Source organism: Dactylosporangium sp. CS-033363 (genome assembly GCF_050942475.1).
Lineage (GTDB): Bacteria > Actinomycetota > Actinomycetes > Mycobacteriales > Micromonosporaceae > Dactylosporangium.
Genome location: NZ_CP192032.1, coordinates 8,280,557 through 8,294,261 on the forward strand (window position 1 = coordinate 8,280,557; position 13,705 = coordinate 8,294,261).

At 70.7% G+C, this 13,705-nt stretch carries 13 protein-coding genes; 7 read left to right on the top strand and 6 right to left on the bottom strand.

Annotated features, from left to right (window positions below):
• Positions 1–239: 239 nt before the first annotated feature.
• Positions 240–2,249 carry an extracellular solute-binding protein gene (locus ACQPZ4_RS38150; protein ID WP_433047174.1) on the bottom strand — a complete coding sequence of 670 codons (2,010 nt, stop codon included), beginning with the start codon at positions 2,247–2,249 and terminating at the stop codon, positions 240–242.
• A 122-nt stretch (positions 2,250–2,371) separates the two neighbouring features.
• Here ACQPZ4_RS38150 and ACQPZ4_RS38155 point away from each other — a divergent pair, with 122 nt between their 5' ends.
• From ACQPZ4_RS38155 to ACQPZ4_RS38175, 5 genes are all read left to right on the top strand, one after another.
• Positions 2,372–3,379, top strand: coding sequence for an ABC transporter ATP-binding protein (locus tag ACQPZ4_RS38155; RefSeq protein ID WP_433047177.1), 1,008 nt, complete (start codon positions 2,372–2,374; stop codon positions 3,377–3,379).
• Complete coding sequence (locus tag ACQPZ4_RS38160) at positions 3,376–4,167, top strand: ABC transporter permease (RefSeq protein WP_433047180.1); 792 nt, start codon at positions 3,376–3,378, stop codon at positions 4,165–4,167. Before ACQPZ4_RS38155 ends, ACQPZ4_RS38160 begins: the two co-directional genes overlap by 4 nt.
• On the top strand, positions 4,164–4,955 hold the full coding sequence (locus tag ACQPZ4_RS38165) for an ABC transporter permease (protein WP_433047183.1): 792 nt from the start codon (positions 4,164–4,166) through the stop codon (positions 4,953–4,955). Before ACQPZ4_RS38160 ends, ACQPZ4_RS38165 begins: the two co-directional genes overlap by 4 nt.
• A gap of 163 nt (positions 4,956–5,118) precedes the next feature.
• Positions 5,119–6,204, top strand: a complete 1,086-nt coding sequence (locus ACQPZ4_RS38170; protein WP_433047186.1) for an LLM class flavin-dependent oxidoreductase — start codon at positions 5,119–5,121, stop codon at positions 6,202–6,204.
• A 2-nt stretch (positions 6,205–6,206) separates the two neighbouring features.
• On the top strand, positions 6,207–6,848 hold the full coding sequence (locus tag ACQPZ4_RS38175) for an FMN reductase (protein ID WP_433047189.1): 642 nt from the start codon (positions 6,207–6,209) through the stop codon (positions 6,846–6,848).
• Here the strand turns inward: ACQPZ4_RS38175 and ACQPZ4_RS38180 are convergent.
• Positions 6,826–7,746, bottom strand: coding sequence for a GNAT family N-acetyltransferase (locus ACQPZ4_RS38180; protein ID WP_433047192.1), 921 nt, complete (start codon positions 7,744–7,746; stop codon positions 6,826–6,828). The two genes, ACQPZ4_RS38175 and ACQPZ4_RS38180, sit on opposite strands and share 23 nt — an antisense overlap.
• A 30-nt stretch (positions 7,747–7,776) precedes the next feature.
• Between ACQPZ4_RS38180 and ACQPZ4_RS38185 the strand changes: the two genes are divergently transcribed.
• Positions 7,777–9,072 carry an MFS transporter gene (locus ACQPZ4_RS38185; protein WP_433047195.1) on the top strand — a complete coding sequence of 432 codons (1,296 nt, stop codon included), beginning with the start codon at positions 7,777–7,779 and terminating at the stop codon, positions 9,070–9,072.
• A gap of 391 nt (positions 9,073–9,463) precedes the next feature.
• Here the strand turns inward: ACQPZ4_RS38185 and gndA are convergent, their stop codons facing one another.
• From gndA to ACQPZ4_RS38200, 3 genes are all read right to left on the bottom strand, one after another.
• Positions 9,464–10,900 carry an NADP-dependent phosphogluconate dehydrogenase gene (gndA, locus tag ACQPZ4_RS38190; RefSeq protein ID WP_433047197.1) on the bottom strand — a complete coding sequence of 479 codons (1,437 nt, stop codon included), beginning with the start codon at positions 10,898–10,900 and terminating at the stop codon, positions 9,464–9,466.
• Between the two features lie 105 nt (positions 10,901–11,005).
• Positions 11,006–11,260 (bottom strand): PRC-barrel domain-containing protein, encoded by a 255-nt coding sequence (locus ACQPZ4_RS38195; RefSeq protein WP_433047200.1) that lies wholly within the window; start codon positions 11,258–11,260, stop codon positions 11,006–11,008.
• Between the two features lie 30 nt (positions 11,261–11,290).
• On the bottom strand, positions 11,291–11,845 hold the full coding sequence (locus ACQPZ4_RS38200; RefSeq protein WP_433047203.1) for a TetR/AcrR family transcriptional regulator: 555 nt from the start codon (positions 11,843–11,845) through the stop codon (positions 11,291–11,293).
• Positions 11,846–11,904: 59 nt separating this feature from the next.
• Between ACQPZ4_RS38200 and ACQPZ4_RS38205 the strand changes: the two genes are divergently transcribed.
• Complete coding sequence (locus ACQPZ4_RS38205) at positions 11,905–12,597, top strand: GNAT family N-acetyltransferase (RefSeq protein ID WP_433047206.1); 693 nt, start codon at positions 11,905–11,907, stop codon at positions 12,595–12,597.
• Here the strand turns inward: ACQPZ4_RS38205 and ACQPZ4_RS38210 are convergent.
• Entirely contained in the window at positions 12,569–13,690 is a 1,122-nt protein-coding gene (locus ACQPZ4_RS38210) for an LCP family protein (protein WP_433047209.1), read from the bottom strand. The two genes, ACQPZ4_RS38205 and ACQPZ4_RS38210, sit on opposite strands and share 29 nt — an antisense overlap.
• Between the last annotated feature and the right edge of the window lie 15 nt (positions 13,691–13,705).

Below are 13,705 nucleotides of genomic sequence, written 5' to 3' on the forward strand. Positions count from 1 at the left end.
CCACCTGAAGAAACCGGCCGCCATCCGAGAAACCGGCCGACGCTCAAGAAACCGGCCGCCACTCGAGAAACCGGCCGCCGCCCCGAGGAACCGGCCGCCAACCTGAGAACCGGCCGCGATCCGAAGAAACCCGTCCGAGCCGGAGCCGGCCGCCATCCGAGAGCAGCCAGCCGAGCCGAAGCCAGCGGCCACCCAGGACAGGACAGCACCCACCGGCGTCCCGCCCGCGGCCGAAGACGTCAGCCGGTGGCCAGGACGGTGATGGTGAGCGTCGCGGAGTACAGGCCGGGCTGGGTCCGGGACGGGATCTTCAGGAACAGGTCGGCCCCGATCGTCGTCCGCCCCAGCCCGCCCGCCGCCGGCGCCCCCGCCAGCACATCCCCGCCCGGCAGCCGCGGCGTGCCCGGCGCCACCGGCGAGCCCGCAACAGCGCTCCCCGACGGGTTGTTCAGCAGCACCTTCGGCGTCCAGCCCAGGTGAGCGCCGCCGAAGGAGTGGACGCCGTCGGAGAAGTCGCCGATCTGGCCGGTGACGGTCCAGCCCGGGGAGGTCTGGTCCCGCTCGTCGACGATGGTGACCGCGCCCAGCGCGCCGGAGGCCTCGAAGGTGTGGTCCGGGCGCAGCTCCGCGTCCGTCAGCCGGACCGGGTCGCTGGTCACGGTCACGGTCAGGAAGCCCTCCTCGTGCGGTACCTCCACCTCCGCAAACTGCTGCTCCTCCGAGCCGTCCACCGTGACCGTGATCGGGGCCGACGTGGATGGGGTGTAGGCACCCTGGTCCGCGGGGTTGAAGCGGGCGACAATCGTGTTCGAGCCGAGGTTGAGTCCGAAGCCGACATAGCCCCAGGTCGACGCCGTCCCGCCGGCCACGGGGACAGGTTCGCCGAGAGGCGTGCCGCCGCCGGTCAGGAACTGCACGCTGCCCGCCGCGTCCGCCGGGGTGACGGTGGCGGTCAGCAGGGCGCCGCGGTTGGCCGACGCCCGCGACGGTCCGGTCGCCGTCGTGGTGGTCGCCAGCACGGTGCACTGCTGAGCGCCCTGCCGGTCACAGGCCGGCGGCGCCGGGTCGTTATGGGAGAGGAGGTCGGTGCCATCGGTGGAGAACGTCGGATTGCCCCCGCAGGCCTGCGGGAACGGGCTCGTCGGCTGGCGTGAGCCAGGGATCCGGGAGAGCTGCGAGAAACCGGCCTGGGCCAGGTTCATCGGCAGCGGCGCGTACCCGAGCGCGTCGAGGCGATCCTGCCCGCGGCACAGCATGTAGGCGGTGAAGTCCGCCAGCGTGAGGCCCTTGTTCGCGTTCATCCCGGCGGTCGTGTCCGTCGGCAGAATCAGGGAGGTGTACCAGGACAGCTCGTACGAGCGCGGGTCCGGGTTCGTGTACACGTCGGAGAGGTCCGCGATCTGGTCCGCGCCGACCTTGGCCTTCAGCAGCGCGATGCCGACATGCCCGGCGGTCGGCGCGGTGTAGTACCCCGCCGCGTTGAGCACCTTCGCCACCGGGAAGCCGTACGGCGCGGCGTTGGGGTTCTCGACGTACCCGATCGCCCCGTCCGCGTGCTCCTGGCTGACGTAACCGCCGACGCCGGTGTCGCTCGGCAGCGAAACCATCCACGGCGTGCGCACCGGGTACGCCACCCGCGGCCCGTCACACCCGCAGTAGGAGGTCCACAACGCACCGTGCCGCGCGAGCAGCCAGCGCGTGAAGTTGTACGTCGAGCCCGCCGCGTCCGACCGCACGACCGGCACGATCGGCGTCCCCGGCAGCGCCAGCCCCGGGTTGTCCGCCGCGATCGCCGGGTCGTCCCAGTGCGTCACGACGCCCGTGAAGATCCGCGCGATCGTGTCCCCCGACAACCGCAGGTTCGTGACCCGCCGCCCGCCGACCGTCAGGTTGTACATCAGCGTCGTCCCGACCCCGGTCAGCGGCGCGTACGTGTACCCGCGCGCGGGCAGCTGATCAGGCTCCACGCCGTACGGGACATCGGAGACGGCCCAGTCGACCAGGCCCGACGCGAAGTCCCGCCGCCCGCTCCCCGAGCCCGTGCGCTGGTAGTTGATCCGCAGGCCGTACTGCGCGAGGTTCGCGGTCGCCAGCTGCACCGCGGGGGCGGCCAGCGTCGACCCCGACCCGGTGACCGGCACGTAGACGTTGGCCGCCGCGGCCGGCTCGGCCATGACGAACGGCGCGGCCAGCACGAACGGCGAGACGAGGAACAAGGCGAGCACCAGCACGATCCCCCGAGTGCGCATGGGGACCGACGCTCGCCCCGGCGGATGGCCGCGCGGACCGCCACGGCCGGACGCCGGACGGCGAGCGGATGAACACCGATATTAATTCGAAGTACGAAAAAAGGTCGTTTAGAGTCGCTTCGATGGCAATCGTGGAGGCACGTCAGCTGACCAAGGTCTTCCGAAGGCCGGACAAGGATCCGGGCCTACGGGGGGCCGTCAAACACCTCTTCACCAGGAGGTTCACCGACAAGATCGCGGTCGACCACGTCGACCTCTCCATCGAGGCCGGCGAGGCGGTGGCGTACGTCGGGCCCAACGGCGCCGGCAAGTCCACGACCGTGAAGCTGCTCAGCGGCATCCTGGTCCCGACCTCCGGCGAGGTCCGCATCGACGGGCTGGAGCCGCGCAAGGACCGGATCGCGGTCTCGCACCGCATCGGGGTGCTCTTCGGCCAGCGTACGCAGCTGTGGTGGGACCTGCCGGTCGCGGAGTCCCTCGCGGTGCTGCGCGACATCTACGGCGTCGACCACGGCACGTACCGCAGGCGCATGGCCCAGTTCGACGAGGTCCTCGACCTGGGCGAGGTGCTGCCGGTGCTCGGCCGCAAACTCTCGCTCGGCCAGCGGATGCGCGCCGACCTCGCCGCCGCGCTGCTGCACGCGCCGCCGGTGGTCTACCTCGACGAGCCCACCATCGGGCTCGACCTCGCCGTCAAGGACCGGGTGCGGGAGTTCTTCCGGACCCTGCGCGACGAGGGCACGACGGTGATGCTCACCAGCCACGACCTCGGCGACATCGAGGGCTTCTGCCGGCGGCTCATCATCATCGACTCCGGCCGGATCATCTTCGACGGCGACCTCGAGGCCGTGAAGGACGCCTTCGCCCGGGAGCGGATCCTCAATGTGGAGGCCGATTCGACGGTACCATTGGATGCCCTTCGAAACGCCCTGCCCGGAGCCACCGTCGAACCCGGCGAGACCCCTGTGCAGTTCTCGGTGCGCTTCGACCGGTTCACGATGACGGCGGGACAGGCCGTCACGGCGCTCGCCCCGCTGACCAACCTGGTCGACTTCCACGTCGACGAACCGTCCATTGAGGACGTCATCCGCCGGGTGTACTCCGGCGAGCTGCAACTGGACAACGCGTGAGGGCTTATCGGGCGCACGCGCGGGCGGCGGCGCTCAGCGCGCTGGCGTACCGCGGGAACTTCCTCATGTCCCTCGGCGGCGTCGCCTTCCAGCTCGTCGCGCTGCTCGCGGTCTGGAAGGTGCTGCTCGGCGACGGCGCGGCGCAGGTCGGCGGGTACGACTGGCCGCACATGCGCAGCTACCTGCTCGTCGCCTTCGCCAGCGGCGCGCTGGTCGGCACGTTCGTCGACTTCCGCATGTCGCACCGCATCCAGTCCGGGCTGGTCGCGCTCGACCTGGTCAAGCCGGTCGACTACCAGCGGGCCCGGCTGTGGGAGGCGGTCGGCGGCGTCTGGATCGAGGTCGCCGTCATCGCCGTGGTGACCGCGGTGTCCATTGTGGTCAGCGGCCCGCCCGACCTGCCGCCGGGCCCCGAGCTGGCGCTGTTCGCGGCGAGCATGGTGCTGCTGGTGCCGCTCAAGTTCATCGTGGTGTACCTCTCGACGCTCGTCTGCTTCTGGACGCAGAACTTCGTCGGGGTGCTGTGGGCCCGCCAGGCGATCACCGGCCTGCTCTCAGGAGCGTTGGTGCCGCTCGCGTACTTCCCGGGCTGGCTCGCCACCGCCGCCCAGTGGTCGCCCTTCGCGGGCCTCACGTCCACGCCGGCCCTGATCTTCGTCGGCCAGGCGTCGGGCCGCCATGCCCTGCTGCTCGTCGCAGTGCAACTCGGCTGGCTCATCCTGCTCTGGTACGCCTCGCGCGCCCTCTTCGGCCGCGCGTTGCGCCAGCTGACGGTACACGGGGGATGAACGTGCACTGGTTGCGACTCTATGCGCGGCTGATGGGCGCGCACGTCCGCTCGATCCTGGAGTACACGGGCGACTTCTGGATCATGATGGCCGGTACCGCCGTCATGCAGGTCGTCAACGTGGTCTTCCTGTCGGCCATCTTCGCCAAGGTCCCCGCGATCAACGGCTGGAGCTTCTGGGCCGTGGTCGCGATGTTCGGCATGGTCGCCGTGGCCGAGGGCGTCGGCTCCCTGTTCTTCGAGGGCATGTGGAGCCTGGCCTGGCTGATCAACCAGGCCGACATCGACTACATGCTGGTCCGCCCGTACCCGGTGGTCCTGCAGGTCAGCAGCGTGCAGATCGGCCCGCACGGCCTGACCAACATCGTCTCCGGCGGCCTGATGGTCGGCTTCGCCGTCGCGCACGTGGACGTGGACTGGACGGTGGGCCGCATCGCCCTGGCGGTGGTGGTCCTGCTGTCGGCGATCGCCATCAAGGTCGCCATCAACCTGGCCACGAACGCGGCCTCGTTCTGGATGCAGAGCCCGAGCCCCCTGTTCGCGATGGCCGTCCACCAGGCGGGCGACCTGGCCCGCTTCCCCCTGAGCGTGTACCCGTGGGCGCTCAAGGCCGCGCTCGGCTTCGCCCTGCCGTTCGCGTTCGTGAGCTTCTTCCCGGTCGCGTACCTGCTGGGCCACGGCCAGGCCTGGGTGGGCCTGCTCACACCCCTGGTCGCGATCTACAGCCTGTTCGTGGCCGGCTGGATCTTCAGCAGGGGCCTGCGGCGGTACGAGAGCGCGGGCAACTAGACGCCCGGCAAGGCCCCCGGCGCCGTCCGGGGGCCTCAGGGCCACCGACCCGAGAAAGTCATGAATGCTGATCGTTCACTGGCGGAATGTTTGACTCGTCAGATATGTTGAGGCGGTCAGAGGTCGGGGAGCCGCCCGGGCCGCAGTGAAGGTGGCGTTCGAGATGCAGTTCGGTGTGTTCACCGTCGGTGACGTTACGCAGGACCCCACGACCGGGCGCGTGCCGAGCGACGCCGAGCGGGTCAAGGCCATGACCGCGATCGCGCTCAAGGCCGAAGAGGTCGGGCTCGACGTGTTCGCCATGGGCGAGCACCACAACCCACCGTTCGTACCGTCCTCGCCGACCACGATGCTCGGCTGGATCGCGGCCAAGACGTCGACGTTGCAGCTGTCCACCGCGACCACGCTCATCACCACCAACGACCCGGTGAAGATCGCCGAGGACTACGCGATGCTGCAGCACCTGGCCGACGGCCGGGTGGACCTCATGATGGGGCGCGGCAACACCGGGCCGGTGTACCCGTGGTTCGGCCAGGACATCCGCAACGGCATCGCCCTGGCGATCGAGAACTACGCGCTGCTGCGGCGGCTGTGGCGCGAGGACGTCGTGGACTGGGAGGGCAACTTCCGCACGCCGCTGCAGGGGTTCACGGCCACGCCGCGGCCCCTCGACGGTGTGCCGCCGTTCGTGTGGCACGGGTCGATCCGCAGCCCCGAGATCGCCGAGCAGGCCGCGTACTACGGCGACGGCTTCTTCGCCAACCACATCTTCTGGCCCAAGGAGCACACCCAGCGGATGATCGACCTGTACCGGCGGCGGTTCGAGCACTACGGGCACGGCTCGGCCGACCAGGCCATCGTCGGGCTCGGCGGGCAGGTGTTCATGCGCAAGAACTCGCAGGACGCCAAGAACGAGTTCCGGCCGTACTTCGACAACGCGCCCGTCTACGGCCACGGCCCCTCGATGGAGGAGTTCACCAGCCAGACGCCGCTGACGGTGGGCAGCCCGCAAGAGGTCATCGACCGTACCCTCGGCTTCCGCGAGTACGTCGGGGACTACCAGCGCCAGCTGTTCCTGCTCGACCACGCCGGGCTGCCGCTCAAGACCGTGCTGGAGCAGCTCGACATCCTCGGCGAGGAGGTCGTGCCGGTGCTGCGCAAGGAGTTCGCGATCGGCCGGCCCGCGCACGTGCCGGACGCACCCACCCACGCTTCCCTCAAGGCCGCCGCGCAGAAGGTGGACGCCTAGCCATGAGCACGCGCTCGATCGTCGCGATCACCGCGGGACTGAGCCAGCCCTCGTCGTCCCGGCTGCTGGCCGACCGGCTGACGGCCGCCGTCACCCAAAAAGCCGGCGCGCAGAACCTCGACGCCGAGGTGCGCACGTTCGAGCTGCGCGACGTCGCCCACGACATCACCGACCACCTGCTGACCGGCTTCCCGTCGCCGGCCCTGAAGGAGGTCATCGACGCGGTCGCCGGGGCCGACGGCCTGGTGGCGGTCACGCCGATCTTCAACGCGTCCTACAGCGGCCTGTTCAAGTCGTTCTTCGACGTCCTCGGCGACGACGTGCTGGGCGACAAGCCGGTCCTGCTCGGGGCGACCGGCGGCACCGCCAGGCATTCGCTCGCCCTCGAACATGCTTTGAGGCCCATGTTTTCGTACCTTCATGCAGTGGTCGCGCCCACCGCGGTGTTCGCGGCCACGGAGGACTGGGCGACCGGCGGGCGGGACACCCTGCACGCGCGCATCGGCCGGGCCGCGGCCGAACTGGTCGCGCTCGTCTCCGCGCGGGAGCCGGTCACGGTGGCCGACCCGTTCGCGCTGACCACGTCGTTCGAGGACCTGCTCGGCGGTCAGGGCCGCGCGGTCACGAACGACCTGCGCCTCTAGCCATGATCCAGACGGGGAGCTCGTCGACCATGAGCTCCTCGACCACGGCGAAGCCGGCCGACCGGTACACCTCGACGTTCTTCGGGCTCGAGGTCTCCAGGTAGGCCGGCACCCCGTCCCGCTCCGCGCGGCGCAGACCGGCGGCCATCACGGTCCGGCCGAGGCGACGGCCCCAGTGTTCGGGGTGGGTCGCGAGCACACCGAGGTACCAATGCGGCGTCTTGGGCATTTTGCGGTGCACGACGGACTGATAGCGCCCGAAGCGCCCGGCCTGGGGTGGGTGCTCGACGCCGTCGCCGCCGGGCGAGCGGGGCGGGTCCCACATCGCGACCGCCGCGCCGCCGTCGGCGACCCACACGGTGCCGTGCCCGACGCGCAGATCGAACAGCGACCCGGCCATCGCGGCCGCCTCGGCGGGGTAGGTGTCGTCGTCGGGCAGGAACCAGCGCAGGGCCGGGTCCGCGGCGAACGCGGCGACGAAGGTGCCGACCACCGCGTCCCGATCGGCGGCGGTGGCGACGGTCACGCTGGGCTCGATCATGGGACGGGTCACTTTCGACAGGTACGCATCGATGGCGTCACGATTGCGGCTCAGACATGCGATCCGGGCGTCCATCCGATCCCGCTCCTGCCGCAGCAGCGCCACGACCTCGGACCCGGCATCGGAGATCGTGATCGTACAGGGGTTGTCCAGGCACGGCAGCACATTCTTGATCAACCGCGTCGGCAGCCCGGCCTCGAGCAGCCCGCGAATCTGCTGCACCCGGTCGACGAGGTGCTCGCCGTACTCCCGGTACCCGTTCGCCCGCCGCTCGGGCGCGAGCAGTCCCTGCTCCTCGTAGTACCGCAGCAGCCGGGCGGGCGTCCCGGTGCGCTCCGACAACTCCCCGATCCGCATTGACCCTCACATTAATGTGAAGGTCGGACGATGGCGAGCATGATCCTCGCCGTGCTGTCGGCCGCGCAGTTCCTCCTGGCCCTCGACTATTCCATCGTGTACGTCGCGCTGCCCGTCATCGCCCGCGACCTGCACCTGGACCTGCCGGCGGCGCAGTGGGTGGTGAGCGCGTACGCGGTACCGTTCGCGGGCCTGTTGTTGCTGGGCGGCCGCCTGAGCGATCGCCTGGGCGCGGGCCGCCTCTTCCTGGCGGCCGCACTCCTGTTCGGTCTGGCGAGCCTGGCGGGCGGCCTGGCCGGAAGCGGAGCGCTGCTGCTGGCCGCCCGAGCGGTCCAGGGCCTGGCCGCGGCGCTGCTCCAGCCGGCGATCCTGGGCCTGATCGGCGCCCGCTTCCAAGGTTCGGCGCGCACCCGCGCGCTGTCGGTCTGGGGCGCGGTCGGCGCCTCGGGCCTGGCCGCGGGCGTGGTGCTGGGCGGCCTGTTCACGCGGTACAGCTGGCGGTGGACCTTCCTGGTCAACGTCCCGGTGACCCTCGCGTGCGCTGCTGGGGCGGCGATCTGGCTGCTGACCACGGCCCGCCCGCGTCCGTCCACGTCTCCCTTGGGCCGAACCTTGCTGACCACGACCGCGGCGGTGGCGGCGGCGCTGGGCCTGACGCTGGCGGGGGCGCGGGGGTGGTCGGATTGGGCCACGATCACGCCGCTCGCGGTGGCGGTGCTGCTGGGGCTGTTGCTGATCCGGCCCGCGCTGGGTCTGCGGCCGGCTTCGCTGCGCACGGGAACCATGGCGGCGGCGTTGTACATGGCGAGCGTCGGCTCGGAGTTCTACGTCGTCACGTTGATGCTCCAGAACCGCGACGGGTACGCGCCGTTGCAGGCCGGGCTCGCCTTTCTCCCCCTGGCCGCGCTGGTCACGGTGGGGAGTTCGCTCACGTCCGGGCTCGTGCGGCGCTTCGGCCCGGCGCGGACCCTCGCGGGCGGATTCTTGTTCGCCGCTTTGGGCCTTGCCTGGCTGGCCGTCGCTGGCTCGTCCTATCCCACCGGGGTGCTGCCGGGGCTCGTGGTCAGCGGGGCCGCTCACGGGGTGATCTACACGGCCATGTTCGTGCTGGGGGCTCGGGATGTGCCCGCGGAGCGGCAGTCCTCGGCCGGGGCCACCATGACCACTGCCCAGTACCTGACGGGGGCGGTCGCCGTCGCGCTGCTCACCTTGCCGTTGCATGGGGGCGCTTACGGGACTGCGTTCTGGCTCACTGCCGGCGCTGCGGTCGCCGGGGCCGTGGTGGCGCTTCAGCGCGGCCAGGCATCTCTGGAGGCGGCTCAGTAGGTCGCGCCGTTTGATTTCGTTTACTTGGCGCATCTTTTCGGCATGCCTTTGGGCCACCGCTATGTGCCCTCGGCCGATGGTCCCCGGCCGCCTGCGGCGACCGGACAGGGTAAGCGTGGTCCCGGAGACGACTTTGGTCGCCGTTCGGTGGTCCAGGAGGCGAATTGGAAGAAAGAAATAGAAGGTTGCTAGTTGTACCACCGATCGTCGACCACGACGGACCCGGCAGTCCCCAACGGTCTGGACCACCTCCCCGTAACCAGCGTCGGACCGGGTCCACTTAACCCTGTGGGCCGCCGACAGGCGGCCCGAACCATCGGCCGAGGGCACAAATGTGGTGCCCATCGGTCCGGTGGAAACCCACCCCGATGGACACCACAAATAAAAACAGCTACGCGTTGTGTTCTTTCTTGTCGCCGGCCCACTCCACGTGGAAGGTGCCCTCGCGGTCGGTGCGCTTGTAGGTGTGCGCGCCGAAGTTGTCGCGCAGGCCCTGGATCAGCGAGGCGGGCAGGCGAGAAGCGCGCAGCCCGTCGAAGTACGACAGCGACGACGAGAACGCCGGAGTGGGAATGCCCGCCGCCGCGGCCGCCGCCACCACGCGGCGCCAGGCGGGGACGCCCGCGTTGACGGCGTCGGCGAAGTACGGGGCGACCATCAGGCTCTTCAGGTCCTGGTTCTCGTCGTAGGCCTCGCGGATGCGGTTGAGGAAGCGGGCCCGGATGATGCAGCCGCCGCGCCAGATCGTCGACACCGCGCCGCGGTCGATGTTCCAGTTGTACTCTTCGCTGCCGGCCTGGATGTGGTCGAAGCCCTGGGCGTAGGCGACGATCTTCGAGGCGTACAGCGCCGCCCGCACGTCCTCGATGAACTGGTCGCGGTCTTCGACAACCACGGCGCTGACGGAGGTGCCGAAGGCGTCGCGGGCCGCTGCGCGCTGGTCGGCGTGGCCGGACAGGGAGCGGGCGAAGGTGGCCTCGGCGATGCCCGTGATCGGGACGCCCAGGTCGAGGGCGCTCTGGACCGTCCAGCGGCCGGTGCCCTTCTGCTCGGCCTGGTCCAGGACGATGTCGACGAAGGCCTGGCCCGTGTCGGCGTCGATCTGGGAGAGGACGTCGGCGGTGATCTCGATCAGGAAGGACTCGAGGTCGCCCGTGTTCCAGGTGCGGAAGATGTCGGCGATCTCGGCCGGCGTGGCGCCCAGGCCGGCCCTCAGGAGGTCGTAGGCCTCGGCGATGAGCTGCATGTCGGCGTACTCGATGCCGTTGTGGACCATCTTCACGAAGTGGCCGGCGCCGTCGGGGCCGATGTGGACGCAGCACGGGGTGCCGTCGACCTTGGCCGAGATCTTTTCGAAGATGGGGCCGAGCTTCTGGTACGACTCCGGGGAGCCGCCCGGCATGATGCTGGGGCCGAGCAGGGCGCCCTCCTCGCCGCCGGAGACGCCGGTGCCGACGAAGTGCAGGCCGTGCTCGCGCAGGGACTGTTCGCGGCGGCGGGTGTCGGCGAAGTGGGCGTTGCCGGCGTCGATGATGATGTCGCCCTCCTCCATGAGGGGGACGAGCTCGTCGATGACGGCGTCGGTGGGGCCGCCGGCCTTGACCATGATGATGACGGCCCGCGGGCGGGCCAGCGAAGCGACGAAGTCGGCCATGGATTCGCTCGGCACGAACGTGCCCTCGTGCCCGAACTCGTCCACGAGGCGGCGGGTCCGCTCATAGGAGCGGTTGTGCACGGCGACGGTGTAACCGTTGCGGGCCAGGTTCCGGGCCAGGTTGCGGCCCATCACCGCGAGACCGGTCACGCCGATCTGCGCCAGGTCGGACATCTGCGATGCACCTCATCCAGTCGAGCTCTCTGCCCCGGACCGCCGACCACTACCCCGTGATCACGGTTCGAAGCGCGCGTTGGATCAGGCTACCCGTACCAGAGGTCAGGACGGCCGCAGTAGGTGTCTGCGCACCATCAGCGTGATGCTGCGATCGCAGAAGGCCACAAGGTCCCACGAGATGCGCATGCGCTCCCCCGGAGCGGCCGCACGGCCGAAACGGGGCCGCCGCGGTTCCACGACGAGCGTGGCGATCTCCTCCTCGCCGTCACTCCGGAGCACGGTCTCGACTTCGTCGACGGTCCCGACGGGCATCCCGGCCAGATCAACGACCGGCTTGCGCAGCAGATCGATCTCCATGCCTGCGACATACCCGGGCGCGGGCAGGAACTAACGTTTCCGTACCCCGTCCATGGCCACGGCCAGCACCCGCTCGCGCTGCGACTCGTCGACGTACCCGCCGGCGGTCAGCCCGGAGACCAGCCGCAGCACGTCGTCGGCGCTCACGTCGGCCCGGGCCGCGCCGGAGCTCTGGGCGCGGGCCAGCAGGGGCTCGAACGCGGCGTACATCGCCTCGCGGGCGCCGCGCATCATCTCCGAGTCGCGGTTGATCTCCTCGTAGATGGCCCGCTTGGTGGCGACGTAGCCGACGAACCGGCGCAGCCACGCGGCCAGGGCCTCCCACGGCTCCAGCCCGGCGACGTCGTCGGCCGCGCGGCACAGGGCGTCGATCTCGCCCAGGTACACCGCGTCGAACAGGTCCTGGCGGGTGGGGAAGTTGCGGTACAGCGTGCCGATCCCGACCCCGGCCCGGCGGGCGATGTCCTCCAGCGACGCGGTCGAGCCGTGCTCGGCGAACGCGTCGCGGGCGGCGGCGATGAGCGCGTCGAAGTTGCGCCGCGCGTCCGCCCGCTGCGGCCGCCGCACACCGGGCTGCGTCTGCATGCATCCACCCTTTTTCGGAGGTACGCCTCCACTTTAACACCGTCGTCTACGCTGCCCGGATGGACGGGGACGCGCTGACCATGGCCGCCGGAAACGCGGCCGAGTTCTGGACCCGGGTGGCCCGGGCCCGCGGGTACGAGACCGAGGCCGCCGACGGCTGGCTGGCCATCACGGGCGATGAGCGCTACGGCACCCGGGTGCTGACGCTGCGAAAAACCGGCTTGTCCGATCGGAAAACGCAAACCGGAGAGCTCATCGAGGACGCGTTCGGCGGCGTCGACCTGACCGCACAGGGCGCCACGATGCGCCAGCTTCCGATCATGATCCGGTACCCCGGCATGCCCGTCCCCGAGCCCCGCATCCCGGTGCGCCGCGTGCACGACGCGCACGACCTGAGCACCGCCGAGCGTCTCGTCGTCGAGGACTTCTCGCTGGAGCGCTTCCAACCGTACGAGCCCGGCGTCGTCTTCCCGGCGGCCCTCCTCGACACGCTGGAGTTCTACCTCGCGGAGATCGAGCGCGAGCCGGTCGGCGCCTGCGTCGCGGTACCAGAGGAACACGTGGTCGGCGTGTACTGGGTGACGACCGGCACCGCCTTCCGCTCGCGCGGCGTCGGGCGGTCGCTGATGCACGCCCTCCTGCGCCGGTTCGACGACCGCCCCATGACGCTGACGGCCTCGAAACTGGGCCGCCCGCTGTACGAGTCGCTGGGCTTCGAGCACATCAGTCAGGCGACCTGGTGGACGGGATGACCCAGTCGGGGTAGGCCGCCGCGAACTCGCCCACGCGGTCGTCGCGGGCCGCGGCGAACAGGGTCTCGGACAGCTCGTCGAGGTTCTCGTAGTCGCGGCCGTCGCGCTGCTCGGTGTTGAACTGCCCGGCGTTCGTGCGCATCAGGGTCAGGTCGTCCGGGCCGATCGCGCGGAGGCGGACGATCCAGTCGGTGAGCGACGCCCCGTTGCCGTCGAAGGTCAGCGAGTCGCCGACCGCGCCGACCGCCCGGTTCAGCGCGATCGGGTTGGCCAGCACGCCGGCCGAGGTGATCTTCTCCGCCAGGGCGCGCAGGAGCTGCTGCTGGTGGCGCTGGCGGCCGTAGTCGCCGTCCGGGATCAGCTCGCGCTGGCGGACGTAGTCGAGGGCCTCCCAGCCGGCGAAGTGCCGGCAGCCGACGTGGTACACCTGGGCCCGCACACCCGAGATCTTCTCCGGGCGGAAGGAGGGCGGGATCAGCCGGTACGGCGGCGTCTCCCGCCCCTTCGCATCCCACCCGACGTGCACGGACGTCGTCTCCTCGTCCACGCACAGCTCGACCCCGCCGACCGCGTCGACCACCTTGCGCAGGCCGGCGAAGTCGATGATGGCACCGGCGTCGAAGACCAGCCCGGTGACCTGCTGGACGGTCCGGGCCAGCAGCTCGAAGCCGCCGAGGGCGAAGGCGGCGTTGAGCTTGTCGGTGCCGTGGCCGGGGATGGCGACCCGGGTGTCGCGGGGCAGCGAGATCAGGTACGCGCGGTCGCCCGCCTCCGTCACGTGCACGACGATCACGGTGTCGGCGCGCGCGGCCGCGCGGTCCTCCTCGGGGCGGGCGTCGAGGCCGACGAGCAGGATGTTGCGGCCCGGCTCGGCGTCGAGGCGCCCGGCGTCGGCGCTGGGCATGCCGGGGCCGCCCGACAGGCGCGGGGCGGACTGGATGTCGATCTGGCGGGGCTCCCCCGCGCGGTCGCGGCCGGTGTCGCCGAGCAGGTCGGCCTCACCGACCTGGCCGACGTAGTGCTGCCAGACCAGCATGGCGCCGAGCGCGACCGAGAGCACGACGGCGGCCGTGACGAGCCACGCCTTCACCACGGTCCCATCGGCCGT

What these genes read in the sequence shown, in the direction of transcription:
- ACQPZ4_RS38150 (WP_433047174.1), bottom strand. Translation starts at nt 2,249, where the DNA reads ATGCGCACTCGGGGGATCGTGCTGGTGCTCGCCTTGTTCCTCGTCTCG.
- ACQPZ4_RS38155 (WP_433047177.1), top strand. Translation starts at nt 2,372, where the DNA reads ATGGCAATCGTGGAGGCACGTCAGCTGACCAAGGTCTTCCGAAGGCCG.
- ACQPZ4_RS38165 (WP_433047183.1), top strand. Translation starts at nt 4,164, where the DNA reads ATGAACGTGCACTGGTTGCGACTCTATGCGCGGCTGATGGGCGCGCAC.
- ACQPZ4_RS38170 (WP_433047186.1), top strand. Translation starts at nt 5,119, where the DNA reads ATGCAGTTCGGTGTGTTCACCGTCGGTGACGTTACGCAGGACCCCACG.
- ACQPZ4_RS38175 (WP_433047189.1), top strand. Translation starts at nt 6,207, where the DNA reads ATGAGCACGCGCTCGATCGTCGCGATCACCGCGGGACTGAGCCAGCCC.
- ACQPZ4_RS38180 (WP_433047192.1), bottom strand. Translation starts at nt 7,746, where the DNA reads ATGCGGATCGGGGAGTTGTCGGAGCGCACCGGGACGCCCGCCCGGCTG.
- ACQPZ4_RS38185 (WP_433047195.1), top strand. Translation starts at nt 7,777, where the DNA reads ATGGCGAGCATGATCCTCGCCGTGCTGTCGGCCGCGCAGTTCCTCCTG.
- gndA (WP_433047197.1), bottom strand. Translation starts at nt 10,900, where the DNA reads ATGTCCGACCTGGCGCAGATCGGCGTGACCGGTCTCGCGGTGATGGGC.
- ACQPZ4_RS38195 (WP_433047200.1), bottom strand. Translation starts at nt 11,260, where the DNA reads ATGGAGATCGATCTGCTGCGCAAGCCGGTCGTTGATCTGGCCGGGATG.
- ACQPZ4_RS38200 (WP_433047203.1), bottom strand. Translation starts at nt 11,845, where the DNA reads ATGCAGACGCAGCCCGGTGTGCGGCGGCCGCAGCGGGCGGACGCGCGG.
- ACQPZ4_RS38205 (WP_433047206.1), top strand. Translation starts at nt 11,905, where the DNA reads ATGGACGGGGACGCGCTGACCATGGCCGCCGGAAACGCGGCCGAGTTC.